We start from the raw sequence: 14,936 nt of genomic DNA, 5'->3' as shown, positions 1-14,936 counted from the left end.
GCCACTATTGCGGTTGGCCGCCGCCATCGCCCAGCCCGGCCTCGGCCGTTCTGAGGCGGGCTTGCTGGGCGGCGGTCAGCTGGTTGAAGCGTTCGTCCGCGTCGCCGACGCGCGGGACGTTTTCGCAGACATCGCCGCAGGAGAGTGTCTGGCGATCGGTGCCGCGGAAATAGGCGACCTGACCCTCGACCGGATTGGTCACCACGATCTCGCGCGAGTAGATAATGCGTCCGACGCGATCCAGCGCGATGACATTGGTGCGGCCCTGCAGGCGGCCGGTCACGACAAGGGTCCGGCCATCATGGACCAGGGCGTCCGCGATCGAGGGATTGCCGATTACAATGGCAGACGCCTCGCCGGGCAGGCGTACGACCTGCGCATGCTCGACAGCGACAGAGAGTTCGCTGGCAGCGGCCGGCATCGTGCAGGCGATGGCCAAGGTGAATGCGGCGGCGGTCCTGTAGAACATGATGGGCACTCCGTCCCGGTCGGCTGAACATGGCCTCCAGTCTCGCGCGCGCGTCTGAATCTTTTCTAAACGGCGCTGCGCGTATTTGTTTTTGAAATCGGACGGTATTGTTATTTCAATGTTAACTATAGCGAAGATTGGTGTTCGTACAGATTTTATTAAGCACGTATTTTTACTGAACTGAAAGCGTTCTCGTGTTTGATGGGCCTCGTTCAGGAGGGGTCGGGACGGATCGGCTCCTGATGGTGAGGTACCTACACGGGAGTAGAAAAATGAAACTCGTTTCTCGCTTTTTCAAAGACGAATCTGGCGCCACCGCGATCGAGTACGGCCTGATTGCCGCCCTTATCGCCGTCGTTATCATCGGCGCCGTGACCACGCTCGGTACGGGCATCAACACCGGCTTCACGACGGTGTCTGACGCGGTCAACTAAGACGCGTAAAAACTGCCCAGCGCAGTGGAAGGGCCGCCCCGAAAGGGCGGCCCTTTTCTTTTCGCTTGTCTGGCCATGACTTGCGCGGCCTTGTTGCGACGCCAACCCGATATTAAGGCCTTTGCGGCAGCATCGCCCTCGTCCAGGAGGGAAACCATGCTGACCGATATCCTGCTGCTCGCCTTTGCCGGCCTGATGGTGGCCGCCGCGTTCTCCGACGCGACGCGCTTTACAATTCCCAACTGGCTGTGTGGCGTCATCGCCGCCGGATTTCCGCTTGTTGCCCTGGCGGCCGGACTGGGCTGGGCCGATGCCGGCCTGCATGTCCTCGCGGGATTTGTCGCCCTTGTTTTCGGGTTCGCGCTCTTCGCGCCGGGCTGGATCGGCGGCGGTGACGCCAAGCTGATTGCCGCGGCCGCGCTCTGGATGGGCTGGGCGGATCTGGCGGCCTTCGCCTTCCACACCGCGCTCGCTGGCGGTGTTCTGGTCCTGCTTCTGATCGGCATCCGCCGCATGGTTCCCGTTTTCGATCTTCCGGCCGGATGGGTCGCCCGAACCGCGATCGCGGAAGGCGCGCCGGTCCCCTATGGAATCGCGATCGCCGCGGGTGCCTTGTGGACCTTGCCGGGAAGCGCGCTGTTTGCGGCTGTCTGAGTGCCTCAGACCCGGGCACGGTAAACCTTGCCGCGCAAGCGAATCATCCGGAATTACCGGCACATGCTGAAAAATCCCGAGTTCAAACGGATTGTCCGGATAGCATTAACGCGACTTTGAGGAATTCGGCTTCTCCTGTGGGGCGTATTCGTGCGCCCAAGAGGTTCGAAGCGTCCCATGAACGCTGTCCGTATTGCCATTCTTGCCGCCGCCGCGATCGCAGCGATCGCCGTGGCCTTCTTCGTAAAGCAGGCCATGTCGGGGTCCGATGCTCCGCAGGTCGTGCAGGTTCAGGAAGAACGCCCGGCTGTTCGCATCCTGGCGGCACGTAACGACCTGGCGACGGGCGCGCGCGTTGGTGCTGCCGATTTCTACTGGCAGGCCTGGCCCGAAGAAGCCGTTTCCAACGGCTATATCGTCGAAGGCCAGGGCCAGGGTATCGAGGATTTTGCCGGTTCCGTTGTTCGCGCACCGATCGCCCAGGGTGAGCCGATAACCGGCCGCCGCCTGGTGCAGCCCGGCGATGCCGGCTTCATGGCAGCGGTCCTGTCGCCGGGAATGCGCGCAGTGGCCGTGCCGATCTCGGCCGAGCGCGGTGCCGGCGGCTTCATTCTTCCCAATGACCGCGTCGATGTCATCGTCTCCTTCGAGGATGACGGGGAGGGCGCCCGCGGCGGCCGCCGGGCCTTTGTCGCCCGCACCATCGTCGAAAATGCACGCGTGCTGGCCATCGACGAAATGTTCGGTGATGGCGAGGGCGAGGAAAATGTCATCGGCGATACCGCCACGCTTGAGCTGACTCCGGAGCAGGCCCGTGCCGTTGCCGTCGCGGTTGCCCGCGGCGAGGTGAGCCTCGTGCTGCGCAGCCTGACCGACAATGAAGGCGGTCCTGTTCTTGTGACCGGCGGCGAAGTGGCCGACGCCGCTGGGATGACCGAAAGCCTGTCACCGCGCACGAACCAGGTGACGCTGATCCGTTACGGCCATGCCCAGCAAATCGCGCTGGCCGGAGACGAGTGAGGACTGACGCGATGATCCGCTCCCTGATCCTTCTCGCCGCGATGGCGGTTGCCGCTCCGGCCCAGGCCCAGGCGCCCGGTACCGAACGCGGCAACACCATGCAGGTCTACATCCGCGAGCCTGGCGATGGTCCGGTGTCGCAGAACCTGGATCTGCCGCTGTCCAAGGCTGCAGTCGTCCATCTGCCGGTAGACGTCGCCGATGTGCTGGTGACCAATCCCGAAGTGGTCGACGCTGTCGTGCGCACGCCGCGCCGCGCCTATCTGATGGGTATGGGTATCGGTCAGACGAATGCCTTCTTCTTCGATGCGGACGGCCAGCTGATCCTTGACCTGAACCTGCGTGTCGAACGCGATCTGGCGCCGCTGCAGGACGCGCTGGAGCGCTTCCTGCCGAATGCGCGCGTCCGGGCCGAGGCGATGAATGATCACATCGTGCTGTCCGGTTCCGTGCCGAGCGCTTCGGATGCCGATGCGGCCCTGCGGATCGCTCAGCGCTGGGTCAACGATCCGGAAAACATCCTGTCCATGATCTCGGTCCAGGCACGCGAACAGGTGATGCTGAAGGTGCGCATCGTCGAGATGCGCCGGACCATTGTTCGCCAGCTGGGCGTCAATCTGACCGCCGGCGGCAATACGGGTGAATTCGGCTTCCAGGTCGAGACAGAACCGCAATTCTCGCAGGTCGGATCCTTCCTGGGCGGCATGGGTGCCCTGCTGGAATGGACCAGCGGGAACCCTACCGGTGTGACCGATGTCTCGACTCTCTTGCAGGCGATGGAACGGGTCGGTCTGGTCCGCACGCTGGCCGAACCCAATCTGACTGCGATCACGGGTGAATCGGCCAACTTCCTGGCGGGGGGCGAATTCCCGGTTCCGGTTGGCCGCGATCGCGACGGCAATGTCATCATCGAGTTCAAACCGTTTGGCGTGGGATTGGGCTTTACGCCTGTGGTGCTTTCGGAAGGGCGCATCAGCCTGCGCATTTCGACGGAGGTCTCCGAGCTGACAACGCAGGGCGCTCTGACGGCCCAGGAAAGCCTGGTCGTGAACGATGCCGGCGAAGTGATCGGCACCGTGCCCGGTCTGACCATTCCCGCGCTGAATGTGAACCGCGCCGAGACCACGGTGGAGCTTCCCTCCGGCGGCAGCCTCGTGCTGGCCGGCCTGATCCAGGAGGAGACGCGTCAGAATCTCGACGGTGTCCCGGGTGTTCGCAACCTGCCGGTTCTGGGCACACTGTTCCGCTCGCGCGATTTCGAGAACCAGGAAACCGAACTGGTCGTGCTGGTCACGCCTTATCTGGTCGACCCGGCCAATCCGAACCAGCTGAATACCCCGGCTGATGGCTATCGCACGCCGCACGAGGCGACGGCCTTTCTCTTCAACCGGATCAATCAGGTTTATTCCGTGCCCGGCTCGGATACCGGCGACCAGTCCTGGTCCGGTCCGGTCGGCTATCTGTTCGAGTAGGTGGAGTTGGTCATGACGGCGTTCCGTACAAGTTTCGCAGCCCTGGCTTCGCTTGCCGCTCTCACGGCTTGCGCATCGACCCCGAGTGCCGATGTCGGTCTGCCGCGCGCAACCGCCGTTGCCGAGACATTCCGCAGCGAGATGATGATCGATCCGCGCGATAATGGTCTGACATGGCAGCAACGCAGCCAGCTGGCGGCGATCGCCAGCGAGTACAAGGCGCGTGGCCATGGTCCGCTCGTGATCAGCTATCCGCAGGGTGGCAGCGGCCAGGACGCCGCGATCGGCGCCATCGCCGAGGCGCGGACCTTCCTGTACGAGCAGGGCATCGACTGGCGCCAGATCGCCGGCGGTGCGTATGACGCCCGGGGCGGCATGGACGGGCAGGTGATCTTCTCGTTCCGCCGCTATGCAGCGGTCGCGCCTGAATGCGGAACCAGCTGGGACAATCTCGCTGTCGAGCGCGACAATCAGGGACACAGCAATTTCGGCTGCGCGATGGCAGCCAATCTCGCCGCCATGATCGCCGATCCGCGCGATCTGGTGGCGCCGAGAACCATGGGGGTGGCGGATACGGGCCGGCGGCAGACGGTGCTTGATGCGTATCGGGCCGGGGAGTCGACCGCGAGCGAGCGTTCCGATCACGAGAGCGGCGCGGTCTCGGAAGTCAGCGAAAACTAGGGGGCGAAAGGCGCGAATGATGAACGACGCAAACAGAGCCCTCAAGGCCGATCCGCTCATGGATGACGGGGATGATCCGTTCCTGGAGGCGGAAGACGTTGAGCGGATGCTGCTCGGCGAGGCGGCCCCGGCGCGTCCTGCACCGGCGATGAATGCGCCCCAGGGCGGGTTCGGTTCAGCCTATGACGACGAAGGCGATGATCCGTTCCTGGAAGACGAGGACGACTTCGACGACGGCGACTATCCGGCCAGCCCCGCAACGCGCGCGCCTTTCGATCCGAGCGCGGCCGAGTATGAGGGCATGCACGACGAAATTGCGCCTGTCGGGGCGAGCGGTGCCTTCTATGGTGAGGTCGATGGCGAGGTCTCCGACCAGCCGGTGCCGCGCATTACGGTCGCTGCCTTCTGTGAGCGTCCGGAAACCGGCGCCCTGGTTCACAATGCGGGCAATGACCGCCGTCTTGCGAAAGCGCATGTCACAGTCGAACTCGGCGGTCTGCCTGCTGCAATCGAACGCTATCACGATGAATCGACGCCGAACCTGCTGATTGTCGAGAGCGGCATGCGCGGGCGGGGCCTGTTCGACCAGCTCGAGGAGCTGGCCGGGGTCTGCGATGCGGACACTAAGGTGATCATCGTCGGTGCCGCGAACGATATCGGTCTCTATCGCGAGCTGATGAAGCGCGGGGTGAGCGAGTATCTGGTGCCGCCGATGACGCCGCTGCACCTGATCCGCACGATCTCGGAGCTCTTCCTCGATCCCGATCAGCCCTTCGCCGGCAAGTCGATCGCCTTTATCGGGTCCAAGGGCGGCGTGGGCTCGTCGACCGTCGCGCACAATTGCGCCTGGGCCCTGACCGAAGGCATCCAGACCGACGCGGTTCTGGTCGATCTCGACCTATCGTTCGGAACGGCGGGCCTGGACTTCAACCAGGACCCGGCCCAGACGCTGGGCGATGCCCTGGCCGAGCCCGATCGTCTGGACGATGCTTTGCTCGATCGCCTGCTGGTGCGCTGCACGGAACGGCTCAGCCTGTTCTCGGCGCCGGCGACTCTCGACAAGGACTGGGAGTTCTCGCCGGCCGAGTACGAAATGGTGCTCGACAAGGTGCGCCGCCAGGCGCCGTTCATGGCGCTCGATCTGCCGCACATCTGGATGCCCTGGGTCAAGCAGACCCTGCTCAGTGCCGACCAGGTCGTGGTCACGGTGACCCCGGACCTGGCGTCCCTGCGCAATGCGAAGAACCTGTTCGACCTGATCACCAGCGCGCGCCCGAATGACGAGCCGCCGAAGGTCGTGATCAACATGGCCGGCATGCCCAAGCGTCCGGAAATTCCGGTCAAGGACTTCGCCGAAGCGCTGGGCACTCAGCCGGCTCTCGTTCTGCCGTTCGAGCCGCAATTGTTCGGCAAGGCGGCGAACAACGGTCAGATGATCACCGAGCTCGATGCCAAGTCCAAAGCGGCGGAAGGCTTCACCCACCTGGCCGGTCTGGTCAGCGGTCGCGCGAGTACGCCGCAGCGTTCGCGTTCCCTGTTCGGAAAGATGTTCGGAGGCTAGTCAGCCATGTTCGGCAAGCGCGCCGGAGGTCCCACCACCCAACCGACGACACCGACCCCGCCGCCGGCGGAGGTCAAGGAGGCGCCTCGCAGCGATGCGGGCGCCGAACGTCGTCGTGCGCCTGCTCCCGCGCCCAAGCCTGCGCCCAAACCCGCAGCCAAGGCTGCACCGAAACCGTCTGTGCAGACCTTCCAGGCCCCCAAGCCTTCCAGGCCGGCGGCTGTGGCCGCCGCAGCCGCCCGGGCCCGTCCGCCTGCCGACAATGGCCGGTCGGAAGAGTATTACGCGATCAAGACGACGATCTTCAACGCGTTGATCGACACGATCGATCTGGGCCAGCTGGCCCGTCTCGACAATGAGACTGCCGCCGAAGAAATCCGCGACATCGTCACCGAGATCATCTCGATCAAGAATGTCGCCATGTCGATCGCGGAGCAGGAACAGCTGCTCCAGGATATCTGCAACGACGTGCTGGGCTTCGGCCCGCTGGAACCCCTTCTGGCGCGCGACGACATCGCCGACATCATGGTCAACGGCGCCGACGACGTCTTCATCGAAGTGAACGGCAAGGTCGAGCGGACCAATATCCGCTTTCGTGACAACGCTCAGCTCATGAACATCTGTCAGCGGATCGTCAGCCAGGTCGGTCGCCGGGTCGACGAAAGCTCGCCGATCTGTGACGCGCGCCTGATGGACGGCTCGCGCGTCAACGTCATCGCGCCGCCGCTGGCGCTGGACGGTCCGACGCTGACCATTCGTAAGTTCAAGAAAGACAAGCTGACGATGAAGAACCTGGTGGAGTTCGCCTCCATCACGCCGGAAGGCGCCAAGGTTCTCGAAATCATCGGCGCCAGCCGCTGTAACGTGCTGATCTCCGGCGGTACCGGTTCGGGCAAGACGACACTCCTGAACTGTATGACCGGCTTCATCGAAGAAGACGAGCGCGTGGTGACCTGTGAGGACGCCGCGGAACTGCAGCTGCAGCAGCCGCACGTCGTGCGCCTGGAAACACGTCCGCCGAACCTGGAAGGCCAGGGGCAGGTGACAATGCGCGACCTGGTGAAGAACTGTCTGCGTATGCGTCCCGAACGGATCATCGTCGGCGAGGTGCGTGGCCCGGAAGCCTTCGACCTTCTGCAGGCGATGAACACCGGTCACGACGGCTCCATGGGCACCTTGCACGCCAACTCGCCGCGCGAGGCCCTGTCGCGGATCGAATCCATGATCACCATGGGCGGCTACAGCCTGCCGACGCGGACGATCCGCGAGATGATCGTCGGCTCGATCGATGTTGTTGTGCAGGCCGCGCGCCTTCGCGACGGCTCGCGGAAGATCACCCACATTACCGAAGTGGTCGGCATGGAAGGCGACGTCATCGTCACCCAGGACCTCTTCCTGTACGAGATCCAGGGGGAGGACGAGCACGGCCGGATCATCGGCCAGCACGCCTCGACCGGTATCGCCCGTCCGAAATTCTGGGACCGCGCCCGCTATTTCGGTCTGGAGCGCGAACTCGCCAACGCACTCGACGCAGCGGAGGCCTGACGCATGAATCCGGACATGGCCTTTTTTCTTGCGGCTGTTGCGGCCTTTGTCGCTGTCGGCGGTGTCGGCTGGGTTGCTGTCGGTTCGATGGGAGACGCCCAGTCGAAAAAGCGCATTACCCGGGCGGTGGGCGATGGCCAGCTCGTGCGGGGCAAGCGCCAGACGGCGGCGCTGGACCAGGCTGCGCAGCGCAAACGCCAGGTCCAGGAATCCCTCAAGGACATGGAGCAGCGCCAGCGCGACCAGCGCAAGAAGTCGCTGACCATCAAGGCGCGTATCCGCCAGGCCGGCATGTCGTTCTCGCCGAGCGTCTTCTGGATGATCTCGGCCGGTGCCGCGCTCACCGGTGCGCTGATCGCCTTTATCACCGGCCAGAACCTGCTGGTTCTCGCAGCGATCACGCTGATCAGCGGCTTCGGTCTGCCACGCTGGTGGCTGGGCTTCCTGTGCGGCCGGCGGCAGAAGAAATTCACCGCCGAATTCGCCAACTCGCTCGACGTCATCACGCGTGGTGTGAAATCCGGTCTGCCACTGAACGAGTGTCTGAAAATCCTGGCGACCGAGTCGCCGGAACCGGTTCGCACGGAGTTCGAGAAGCTCGTCGAGGGGATCGCTGTCGGTGTGACGCTGGCGGACGGGCTCGACCGGATGTGCGAACGCATGCCGCTGCCCGAGGTGAACTTTTTCCGCACCGTTCTGGTGATCCAGCAGAAGACCGGCGGCAATCTCGCCGAAACCCTGGGCAATCTCGCCACCGTGCTGCGGTCGCGCAAGATGATGCGCGAGAAGATCAGCGCGCTCTCGTCCGAAGCCAAGTCGTCGGCCTTCATCATCGGCTCGCTGCCGCCGGGTGTGCTGGGCATCGTCTATGCGACGACACCGTCCTATATGGGCCAGATGTTCCAGCATCCCACAGGCCAGCTGATGCTGCTGGGCGGCGCCTTCTGGATGTTCCTCGGTATCATGGTCATGCGCGGCATGATCAACTTCAAGATCTGAGGGCGGCATGTTCGGGCTCGACTTCGCCGATATCCGAGACTTCCTGATCTCGCCGGAAAACCTGGTGATGATGATCTCGGCCGTCCTCGTGTTCGCGACGATCGTCACGCTGGCGGCGCCGGCCATGAACACGAATTCCCTCGACAAGCGGATCAAGGGCGTGCGCAACCGTCGTGAGGAACTGCGCCGCAAGAGCCGCGAAGCGATGGAGCAGTCCGGCCGCAACAATTCGATCCGCGGCGCCGAAGCCAAGGGGCTGATGCGCAAGGTCGTGGATGCGCTGAACCTGCAGAAGGCCTTCGAGGACCCCGACCTGCAGGACAAGCTGCAGCAGGCCGGCCTGCGTGGCAACAAGCCCGCCGTCGCCTTCTACTTCTTCCGCCTGGCCTCGCCGATCATCCTGTTTGCGGGCACGGCGATCTACGTCTTCATGATCAATGATTTCGGTCTTCCGACGATCACCCGCTGGTGTCTGGCCTTCGGTCTGGGCCTGCTGGGCTACTACGCGCCGAACGTCTATCTGAGCAACGCTGCCCAGAAGCGGCAGCAATCCATCATGGGCGCCTTCCCGGACGCGCTCGATCTGCTTTTGATCTGTGTGGAATCGGGGATGTCGATCGAGGCCGCCTTTCACAAGGTTTCAACCGAGGTCGGGTCCCAGTCCATCGAACTCGCCGAGGAATTGTCCCTGACGACGGCCGAGCTGTCCTATCTCCAGGACCGGCGGTCGGCCTACGAGAACCTCGGCAAGCGCACAAACCATCCCGGTGTGCGCGCTGTGTGTACCTCCCTGATTCAGGCGGAACGATATGGTACACCGCTCGGACAGGCCCTGCGGGTCATGGCGAAGGAAAATCGCGATATGCGTCTGGCGACGGCCGAAAAGAAAGCCGCCTCGCTGCCGGCCAAGCTGACCGTGCCGATGATCGTGTTCTTCCTGCCGGTTCTGTTCGTTGTCATTCTCGGACCGGCAATTATCCGCTTTAACAGCCTGTGAAAATTCGCTCTGGCGCGCTATTTGAGTGACTCGCCGCACGCTGCACAGGTGGACACAGCCCATGTTTTCGGGCCGCAAGACGGAAGAAGCCATCCGCGAGGACATCCGCGCTGCCGACCGCGCCGTTGGCGAGGCCATGCAGGCCCTGTCGGCTGACGATGTCCAGTCTGCCCGCAAGGCGCTGTCCGCCGCGCCCAAGACCCACTATGCCGATATGGGCTGGAAGGTTGGTCTGGCGACCGCGATGATCGAGCTGAAAGCCGGCAAGCGCCGTGCGGGGCTGCAGCGTCTGGTCACGATATGCGGACGTCTCGACGACACATCCCTGTCGCGCGACGACAAGAACTATCTCAAGCTCTATGCACTCTATCGCGGAACCGAAGCCTCGAAGACCGGCCGGGCGCCGACGGAGCTGCGGGACATGGTGGAAGACTTCCGCTTCGATCACACCCTGGTGTCGCCCATCCTGCGCAAGGACTTTCCTCTCAAACATGTCGAGGACAATGAGGACGGGCCACCGCCTCCGCCCCCTCCGCCGCCTCTGAACGTTGGCTGACACGTGAAGGCGCAAAAGGAAGGCGTTCAGGCGAAGTCGATGTCCATCCTGCACTTTCTCAGGTCGAAGCGGGCCGATTGGGTTGTCTTCGCGATTGCGCTTGTGCTGGTGGGCCGTCAGGCGCTGTCCTACGCGTTCTGGGGCGTTGTCGATATTGCGGTGCGCCTGGAGATCTGGCCGCCGGACCTCATCGCTTTTGACGCCTACGGGTATTACAGCCAGACCACCCTGCTGCACGAGGCCGTGTTCGTTGCGGCCTGCGCCAGCTTCCTTGCGGCCTTCATCGCGCTGGTCCTGCGGGCTCGCCTGGCCCTGCCGCTTCTCGTCTTCTGCCTGGTGCCGGGCATCGCAGACTGGGTGATGATGACCTCGATCCCGCAAATGGCGAACGATCTGAGCGGCTACATCCATCTCATCGGCCATCTTGTGGCGGTATGCGCGCTCGCCTATCTGCACCGGCGTGGCTTTCTGCGCTAGCGGACAGCCGGATCCGGGACAAACGAGGGAGCTGATCGCATGAGCCGGGAACACGTCTACACCACCCGCATCGTCTGGACCGGTGACCGGGGCGAGGGAACGCGGACCTACAAGGGCTATGACCGGACCTGGAATGTCGAAACGCCCGGCAAGCCGGTCATTCATTGCTCAAACGACCCGCTGCTGGGCGGTGATCCCGGTCTGCCCAACCCGGAAGACATGCTCCTCAGTGCGCTGTCGGCGTGCCACATGCTCTGGTATCTGCATCTCGCCAGTTCGGCGGGGATTGTGGTGACCGGGTATGAGGACAATCCGGGCGGGGTGGGCGAGACGCTGCCCGACGGGTCTGGCCGTTTCCTGAGAGCAACGCTGCGGCCGCGAATTTCGGTGGAGCCTGGAACCGACACCGCAAAAGCCGACGCGCTGCACAAGGAGGTGCACCGCTTCTGCTTTATCGCCCGATCGGTGAACTTCCCGATCGATTACGAAGCCGAATATGTCGAGGGCTGAGGCCTAGTCGGCGCGGACGGCGTCATAGCGCCGGCGCGATGTCAGCATCGACCGGATATAGGCCATATTGGCCTCGGCCATCTGCGGCGAGACATCGACGCGTGCCATCGTTTCGGCTTCCTCGAAGCGGCCTTGCAGGGCCATGGCGAGGGCGAGATTCTGGCGGACCGTCGGATCGGCGCCCGGACGGATCATCGCTTCACGCAGCATCCGCTCCGCGGTCTCGGTCTCGCCGGCTGCCATGTAGGACAGCGCGATATTCGACAGGATGGAGGGATTGCCCGGCTGTAGTTCCAGCGCGGCCTGGAAACTGGCCCGGGCAGGGCCTGTCTGGCCGGCCTGCTCCTGCGCTACGCCGAGTGCGTTGAGATATCGCCAGTTGCCGGGATCGATCTGCGTCGCTCGCCGCAGCGCCTCCAGTCCGCCCGCACCGCGCCCGGCGGCGGCCATGGCACTGCCATAGGCAAACAAGAGCGGTGCGTTATCGGGGTAAAGCGCGAGCGATTGCTGCGCCACTTCTGCTGCGCGGCGGTGATTTCCCAGCTGGCGCAGCGTGCTCGAAAGTTCGGTTGCCGCTTCCAGGTCCGACGGGTTCAGTTCGTGAGCCTCGGCCCAGAATGCGGCCTGGGTCAGAAGGTCCTGGCTGCGGATTGCGTCGCGTTCGGTCTGCGAGGCCGGCACGATCGTGTTGGCGTTCATCGTGTCGATGACGGCCTGTTCCTGTTCGGTCGGCGCCGTGGTGGTGGCGCAGGCCGAAACGGCAAGGAAGACGAGCGGGGCAAGGGCGTAAATCGGTCGCATGATACGAATCGGTCAACTGTGGGCGTCTCTTGAATCTGCGCCTGCCCGGTCAAGAATGGGTTAATCGCAGTTCGGCCGCTTGGCGGCACACGGGAAAGGTTGATCATGACTTCGATATTCGCGTCCGGCGGGACGGCGCTCACCCTGCGACTCGTAACGGCGGAGGCCAGTGCGGACATGGTCGGAGCCCTGCCGGAGGCGCTGCGTCTCCTGGCGGCCGGTTTCGAAGGCAAGCCGGGCCAGGTCGTACGCTTTCCTTCCGGCAGCGACAGCGACGCCTGGCTGGGCATCGGCCCGGGCAAGGATGTCTTTACGATCGGCGCTGCAGCGAAAGCGCTCGCCGGTGGCGACTGGAAGATCGAAGCCCTGCCGGATGGCTGGGACCCGACCCTGACAGCGACCGCCTGGGCGTTGGGCGGTTACAGCTTCACGCTCTACAAGCCCGCGGATCGTGAACCGGCACGGCTGGTCCTGCCCGAGGGGGCCGACGCTGCGGAAGCCGAGGCGGTGGTGCGTGCGGTCACGCTGACACGCGATCTGGTCAACACGCCGGCCGACCGGATGGGACCGGAAGGCCTGGAGAACGCATTCCGTTCCCTGGCCGAACGCTTCGAAGCGACGGTGCGGGTTGTGCGCGGTGACGATCTTCTCGCCCAGAACTATCCGATGATCCATGCGGTCGGACGGGCCGCCGGCGAGGCGCCGCGCCTGCTTGAGCTGGAATGGGGCGAGGAAAGCCATCCGCGCGTCGCCATTGTCGGCAAAGGCGTTTGCTTCGACAGCGGCGGTCTGGACCTGAAGGCGGCCCAGTTCATGCGGCTGATGAAGAAGGATATGGGCGGCGCGGCCAATGCGATGGGCCTGGCCAGCATGATCATGGCGGCCGGCCTGCCGGTCCGGCTGCACCTTCTGGTGCCGGCTGTCGAGAATGCCGTCGGCGCCGGGGCGTTCCGTCCGGGCGACATTCTCACATCGCGCAAGGGCATCACCGTCGAGGTCGACAATACCGACGCGGAAGGCCGGCTTGTGCTCGCAGACGCGCTGGCGCGGGCCACCGAGGACAAGGTCGATCTGCTGCTCGACTTCGCGACCCTGACCGGTGCGGCGCGCGTTGCGCTGGGGCCGGAAGTCGCGCCGTTCTACACCGATCAGGACGATCTGGCCGCCGATCTGGCCGGGGCCGCGGTGAAAGTGTTCGACCCGGTCTGGCGCATGCCGTTGTGGGATGGCTATGAGGGCGATATCGACGGCGAGATTTCCGACATCGTGAACTCGACCGCCATGCCGATGGCGGGATCGATCACGGCGGGCCTGTTCCTGCGGCGGTTCGTCGGCGATGCGGCGTGGATGCATTTTGACATCTTTGCCTGGAATCCGAAGGACCGTCCGGGGCGTCCCAAGGGCGGCGATATGCATGCCGCACGCGCCGTTTACCAAATGCTCAAGGAGCGCTTTCAGGATTAGCCGCGATCCCTTCGGGGCGATTCGCAGGCTGAACGGGAGCGTGCCGGATGGCATCCCAGGCGATGACATCGCTTGAAATGATGCGCCGCGTATCGGCGGACGCGCTGCAGGGCGAAACGGCGGACCTCACGGCCCGCCAGTTCGCGCTGCTGCTGTCGATCTTCATGCAGCCGGGGCCCCACGCTGTGCGGGACCTGTCGCGCTCGCTGGGACTGCCCAAGCCGGCCGTGACACGCGCCCTGGACGTGCTCGAGCGGCAGGGGTTCGTGCGCCGCAAGCGCGACCGTGACGACAAGCGCGACGTCTCGGTGCACCGCACTGTCAAAGGTGCTGTCTTCCTGTACGATTACGGTGAACGCGTTGCCGTCCGTGCCGAGGAAACCCGCACATGTCCCACCTGGATCCCCGCCTCACGCCCGCCAGGCCCGATCTCGCCGCCGCCCATCTGAAAGGGCAGGTCGAAGCGGCGCGCTTCGTGGAGCCGACGGACTATCAATCCGTGATTGCCGCTGCGCCGATCCGCCGGGCGCCCGCGCCCGACGGTGCCATGGACGATCAGGTTCTGGCCGGCGAGGTCTTTGCAGTTCTGGAAGCGCGCGATGGTTGGGGCTGGGGCTTTTCCCGCGCCGGCGGCTATGTCGGATGGGTCGAGCTTGCCGGCTTCTCCACGACGGTCCGTCAGCCCGACCGGTGGGTCACCGCATTGCGCACCTACGCCTTTTCAAAGCCGGACATCAAATCGGCCCCGCGCCATCTGCTCAGCCTGAACGCGCTGGTTTCGACAGGCGCACGCGAGGGCCGCTTTATCGAGGCGGAGGGGCTGGGATGGGTCGTCGAGGCCCATACCGGCGCTCCGGACGATCATGCCGGCGATTTCGTCGCTGTGGCCGAGAGCTTTCTCGCGGCGCCCTATCTCTGGGGCGGCAAGGAGAGCCTGGGGCTGGATTGTTCCGGTCTCGTGCAGATGGCGCTCCGCGCCGCGGGTATTGATGTGCCGCGGGATGCGGATCAGCAGGAAGCCGCTCTGAAGGCCGCCTGGCAGGACGTGACCGGTGACGAGGCACGCGAGCGTGGCGATATCGTTTTCTGGCCGGGCCATGTCGGCATCATGGTCGACTCGGAACACCTGCTGCACGCCAATGCCGGCTTCATGGATGTGACGCTGGAGCTTTTTTCCGAAGCCGAAGCGCGGATCCGGGAAAAGGAAAACCCGGTCCGCACGATCGTCCGCCCCGTCTGACACCTGGCAGGGCTGACAGCCGGCACAAAAAAGCCCGGGTCAGGTGACCCGGGCTT

At 64.4% G+C, this 14,936-nt stretch carries 17 protein-coding genes; 15 read left to right on the top strand and 2 right to left on the bottom strand.

Annotated features, from left to right (window positions below; all coding sequences use genetic code 11):
- Window positions 1–4 precede the first annotated feature (4 nt).
- Window positions 5–469: a pilus assembly protein N-terminal domain-containing protein gene (locus JJ918_RS06490; protein WP_291884767.1), complete on the bottom strand. Its 465-nt coding sequence runs from the start codon at window positions 467–469 to the stop codon at window positions 5–7.
- A 272-nt stretch (window positions 470–741) separates the two neighbouring features.
- Between JJ918_RS06490 and JJ918_RS06485 the strand changes: the two genes are divergently transcribed.
- From JJ918_RS06485 to JJ918_RS06430, 12 genes are all read left to right on the top strand, one after another.
- Complete coding sequence (locus JJ918_RS06485) at window positions 742–903, top strand: Flp family type IVb pilin (protein ID WP_271186343.1); 162 nt, start codon at window positions 742–744, stop codon at window positions 901–903.
- 156 nt (window positions 904–1,059) lie between these two features.
- On the top strand, window positions 1,060–1,557 hold the full coding sequence (locus JJ918_RS06480) for a prepilin peptidase (protein ID WP_291884764.1): 498 nt from the start codon (window positions 1,060–1,062) through the stop codon (window positions 1,555–1,557).
- A 177-nt stretch (window positions 1,558–1,734) separates the two neighbouring features.
- The gene (gene cpaB, locus JJ918_RS06475; protein WP_291884761.1) at window positions 1,735–2,577 is read left to right on the top strand and encodes a Flp pilus assembly protein CpaB; all 843 of its coding nucleotides are present in this window, start codon (window positions 1,735–1,737) and stop codon (window positions 2,575–2,577) included.
- Between the two features lie 11 nt (window positions 2,578–2,588).
- On the top strand, window positions 2,589–4,049 hold the full coding sequence (locus JJ918_RS06470) for a type II and III secretion system protein family protein (protein ID WP_291884759.1): 1,461 nt from the start codon (window positions 2,589–2,591) through the stop codon (window positions 4,047–4,049).
- 12 nt (window positions 4,050–4,061) lie between these two features.
- The gene (locus JJ918_RS06465) at window positions 4,062–4,730 is read left to right on the top strand and encodes a CpaD family pilus assembly protein (RefSeq protein WP_291884758.1); all 669 of its coding nucleotides are present in this window, start codon (window positions 4,062–4,064) and stop codon (window positions 4,728–4,730) included.
- 16 nt (window positions 4,731–4,746) lie between these two features.
- Entirely contained in the window at window positions 4,747–6,291 is a 1,545-nt protein-coding gene (locus JJ918_RS06460; RefSeq protein ID WP_291884756.1) for an AAA family ATPase, read from the top strand.
- A 6-nt stretch (window positions 6,292–6,297) separates the two neighbouring features.
- Complete coding sequence (locus JJ918_RS06455) at window positions 6,298–7,836, top strand: CpaF family protein (protein ID WP_367277654.1); 1,539 nt, start codon at window positions 6,298–6,300, stop codon at window positions 7,834–7,836.
- 15 nt (window positions 7,837–7,851) lie between these two features.
- Window positions 7,852–8,835: a type II secretion system F family protein gene (locus tag JJ918_RS06450; RefSeq protein ID WP_291884752.1), complete on the top strand. Its 984-nt coding sequence runs from the start codon at window positions 7,852–7,854 to the stop codon at window positions 8,833–8,835.
- Window positions 8,836–8,842: 7 nt separating this feature from the next.
- Window positions 8,843–9,832: a type II secretion system F family protein gene (locus JJ918_RS06445; RefSeq protein WP_291884751.1), complete on the top strand. Its 990-nt coding sequence runs from the start codon at window positions 8,843–8,845 to the stop codon at window positions 9,830–9,832.
- Between the two features lie 61 nt (window positions 9,833–9,893).
- Window positions 9,894–10,388, top strand: a complete 495-nt coding sequence (locus tag JJ918_RS06440) for a hypothetical protein (RefSeq protein ID WP_291884749.1) — start codon at window positions 9,894–9,896, stop codon at window positions 10,386–10,388.
- Window positions 10,389–10,427: 39 nt separating this feature from the next.
- Entirely contained in the window at window positions 10,428–10,865 is a 438-nt protein-coding gene (locus JJ918_RS06435) for a hypothetical protein (protein ID WP_291884745.1), read from the top strand.
- A gap of 39 nt (window positions 10,866–10,904) precedes the next feature.
- Window positions 10,905–11,375 carry an OsmC family protein gene (locus tag JJ918_RS06430; protein WP_291884743.1) on the top strand — a complete coding sequence of 157 codons (471 nt, stop codon included), beginning with the start codon at window positions 10,905–10,907 and terminating at the stop codon, window positions 11,373–11,375.
- Between the two features lie 3 nt (window positions 11,376–11,378).
- Here JJ918_RS06430 and JJ918_RS06425 read toward each other — a convergent pair whose 3' ends face one another.
- Window positions 11,379–12,176: a tetratricopeptide repeat protein gene (locus tag JJ918_RS06425; protein ID WP_291884740.1), complete on the bottom strand. Its 798-nt coding sequence runs from the start codon at window positions 12,174–12,176 to the stop codon at window positions 11,379–11,381.
- 105 nt (window positions 12,177–12,281) lie between these two features.
- Here JJ918_RS06425 and JJ918_RS06420 point away from each other — a divergent pair, with 105 nt between their 5' ends.
- The 3 genes from JJ918_RS06420 to JJ918_RS06410 all read left to right on the top strand — a co-directional run bounded on the left by JJ918_RS06420 (window position 12,282) and on the right by JJ918_RS06410 (window position 14,880).
- Window positions 12,282–13,640: a M17 family metallopeptidase gene (locus tag JJ918_RS06420; RefSeq protein WP_291884738.1), complete on the top strand. Its 1,359-nt coding sequence runs from the start codon at window positions 12,282–12,284 to the stop codon at window positions 13,638–13,640.
- Window positions 13,641–13,702: 62 nt separating this feature from the next.
- On the top strand, window positions 13,703–14,089 hold the full coding sequence (locus JJ918_RS06415) for a MarR family transcriptional regulator (RefSeq protein ID WP_291884734.1): 387 nt from the start codon (window positions 13,703–13,705) through the stop codon (window positions 14,087–14,089).
- Window positions 14,029–14,880, top strand: coding sequence for a C40 family peptidase (locus JJ918_RS06410; RefSeq protein ID WP_291884731.1), 852 nt, complete (start codon window positions 14,029–14,031; stop codon window positions 14,878–14,880). The genes JJ918_RS06415 and JJ918_RS06410 overlap by 61 nt, the downstream gene beginning before the upstream one ends.
- The last annotated feature ends 56 nt before the right edge of the window (window positions 14,881–14,936 follow it).

This window comes from Maricaulis sp. (genome assembly GCF_017642925.1).
Taxonomy (GTDB): domain Bacteria; phylum Pseudomonadota; class Alphaproteobacteria; order Caulobacterales; family Maricaulaceae; genus Maricaulis.
Note: the sequence above shows the minus strand (reverse complement) of the source record. Positions and strands in the feature narration are given on the sequence as shown.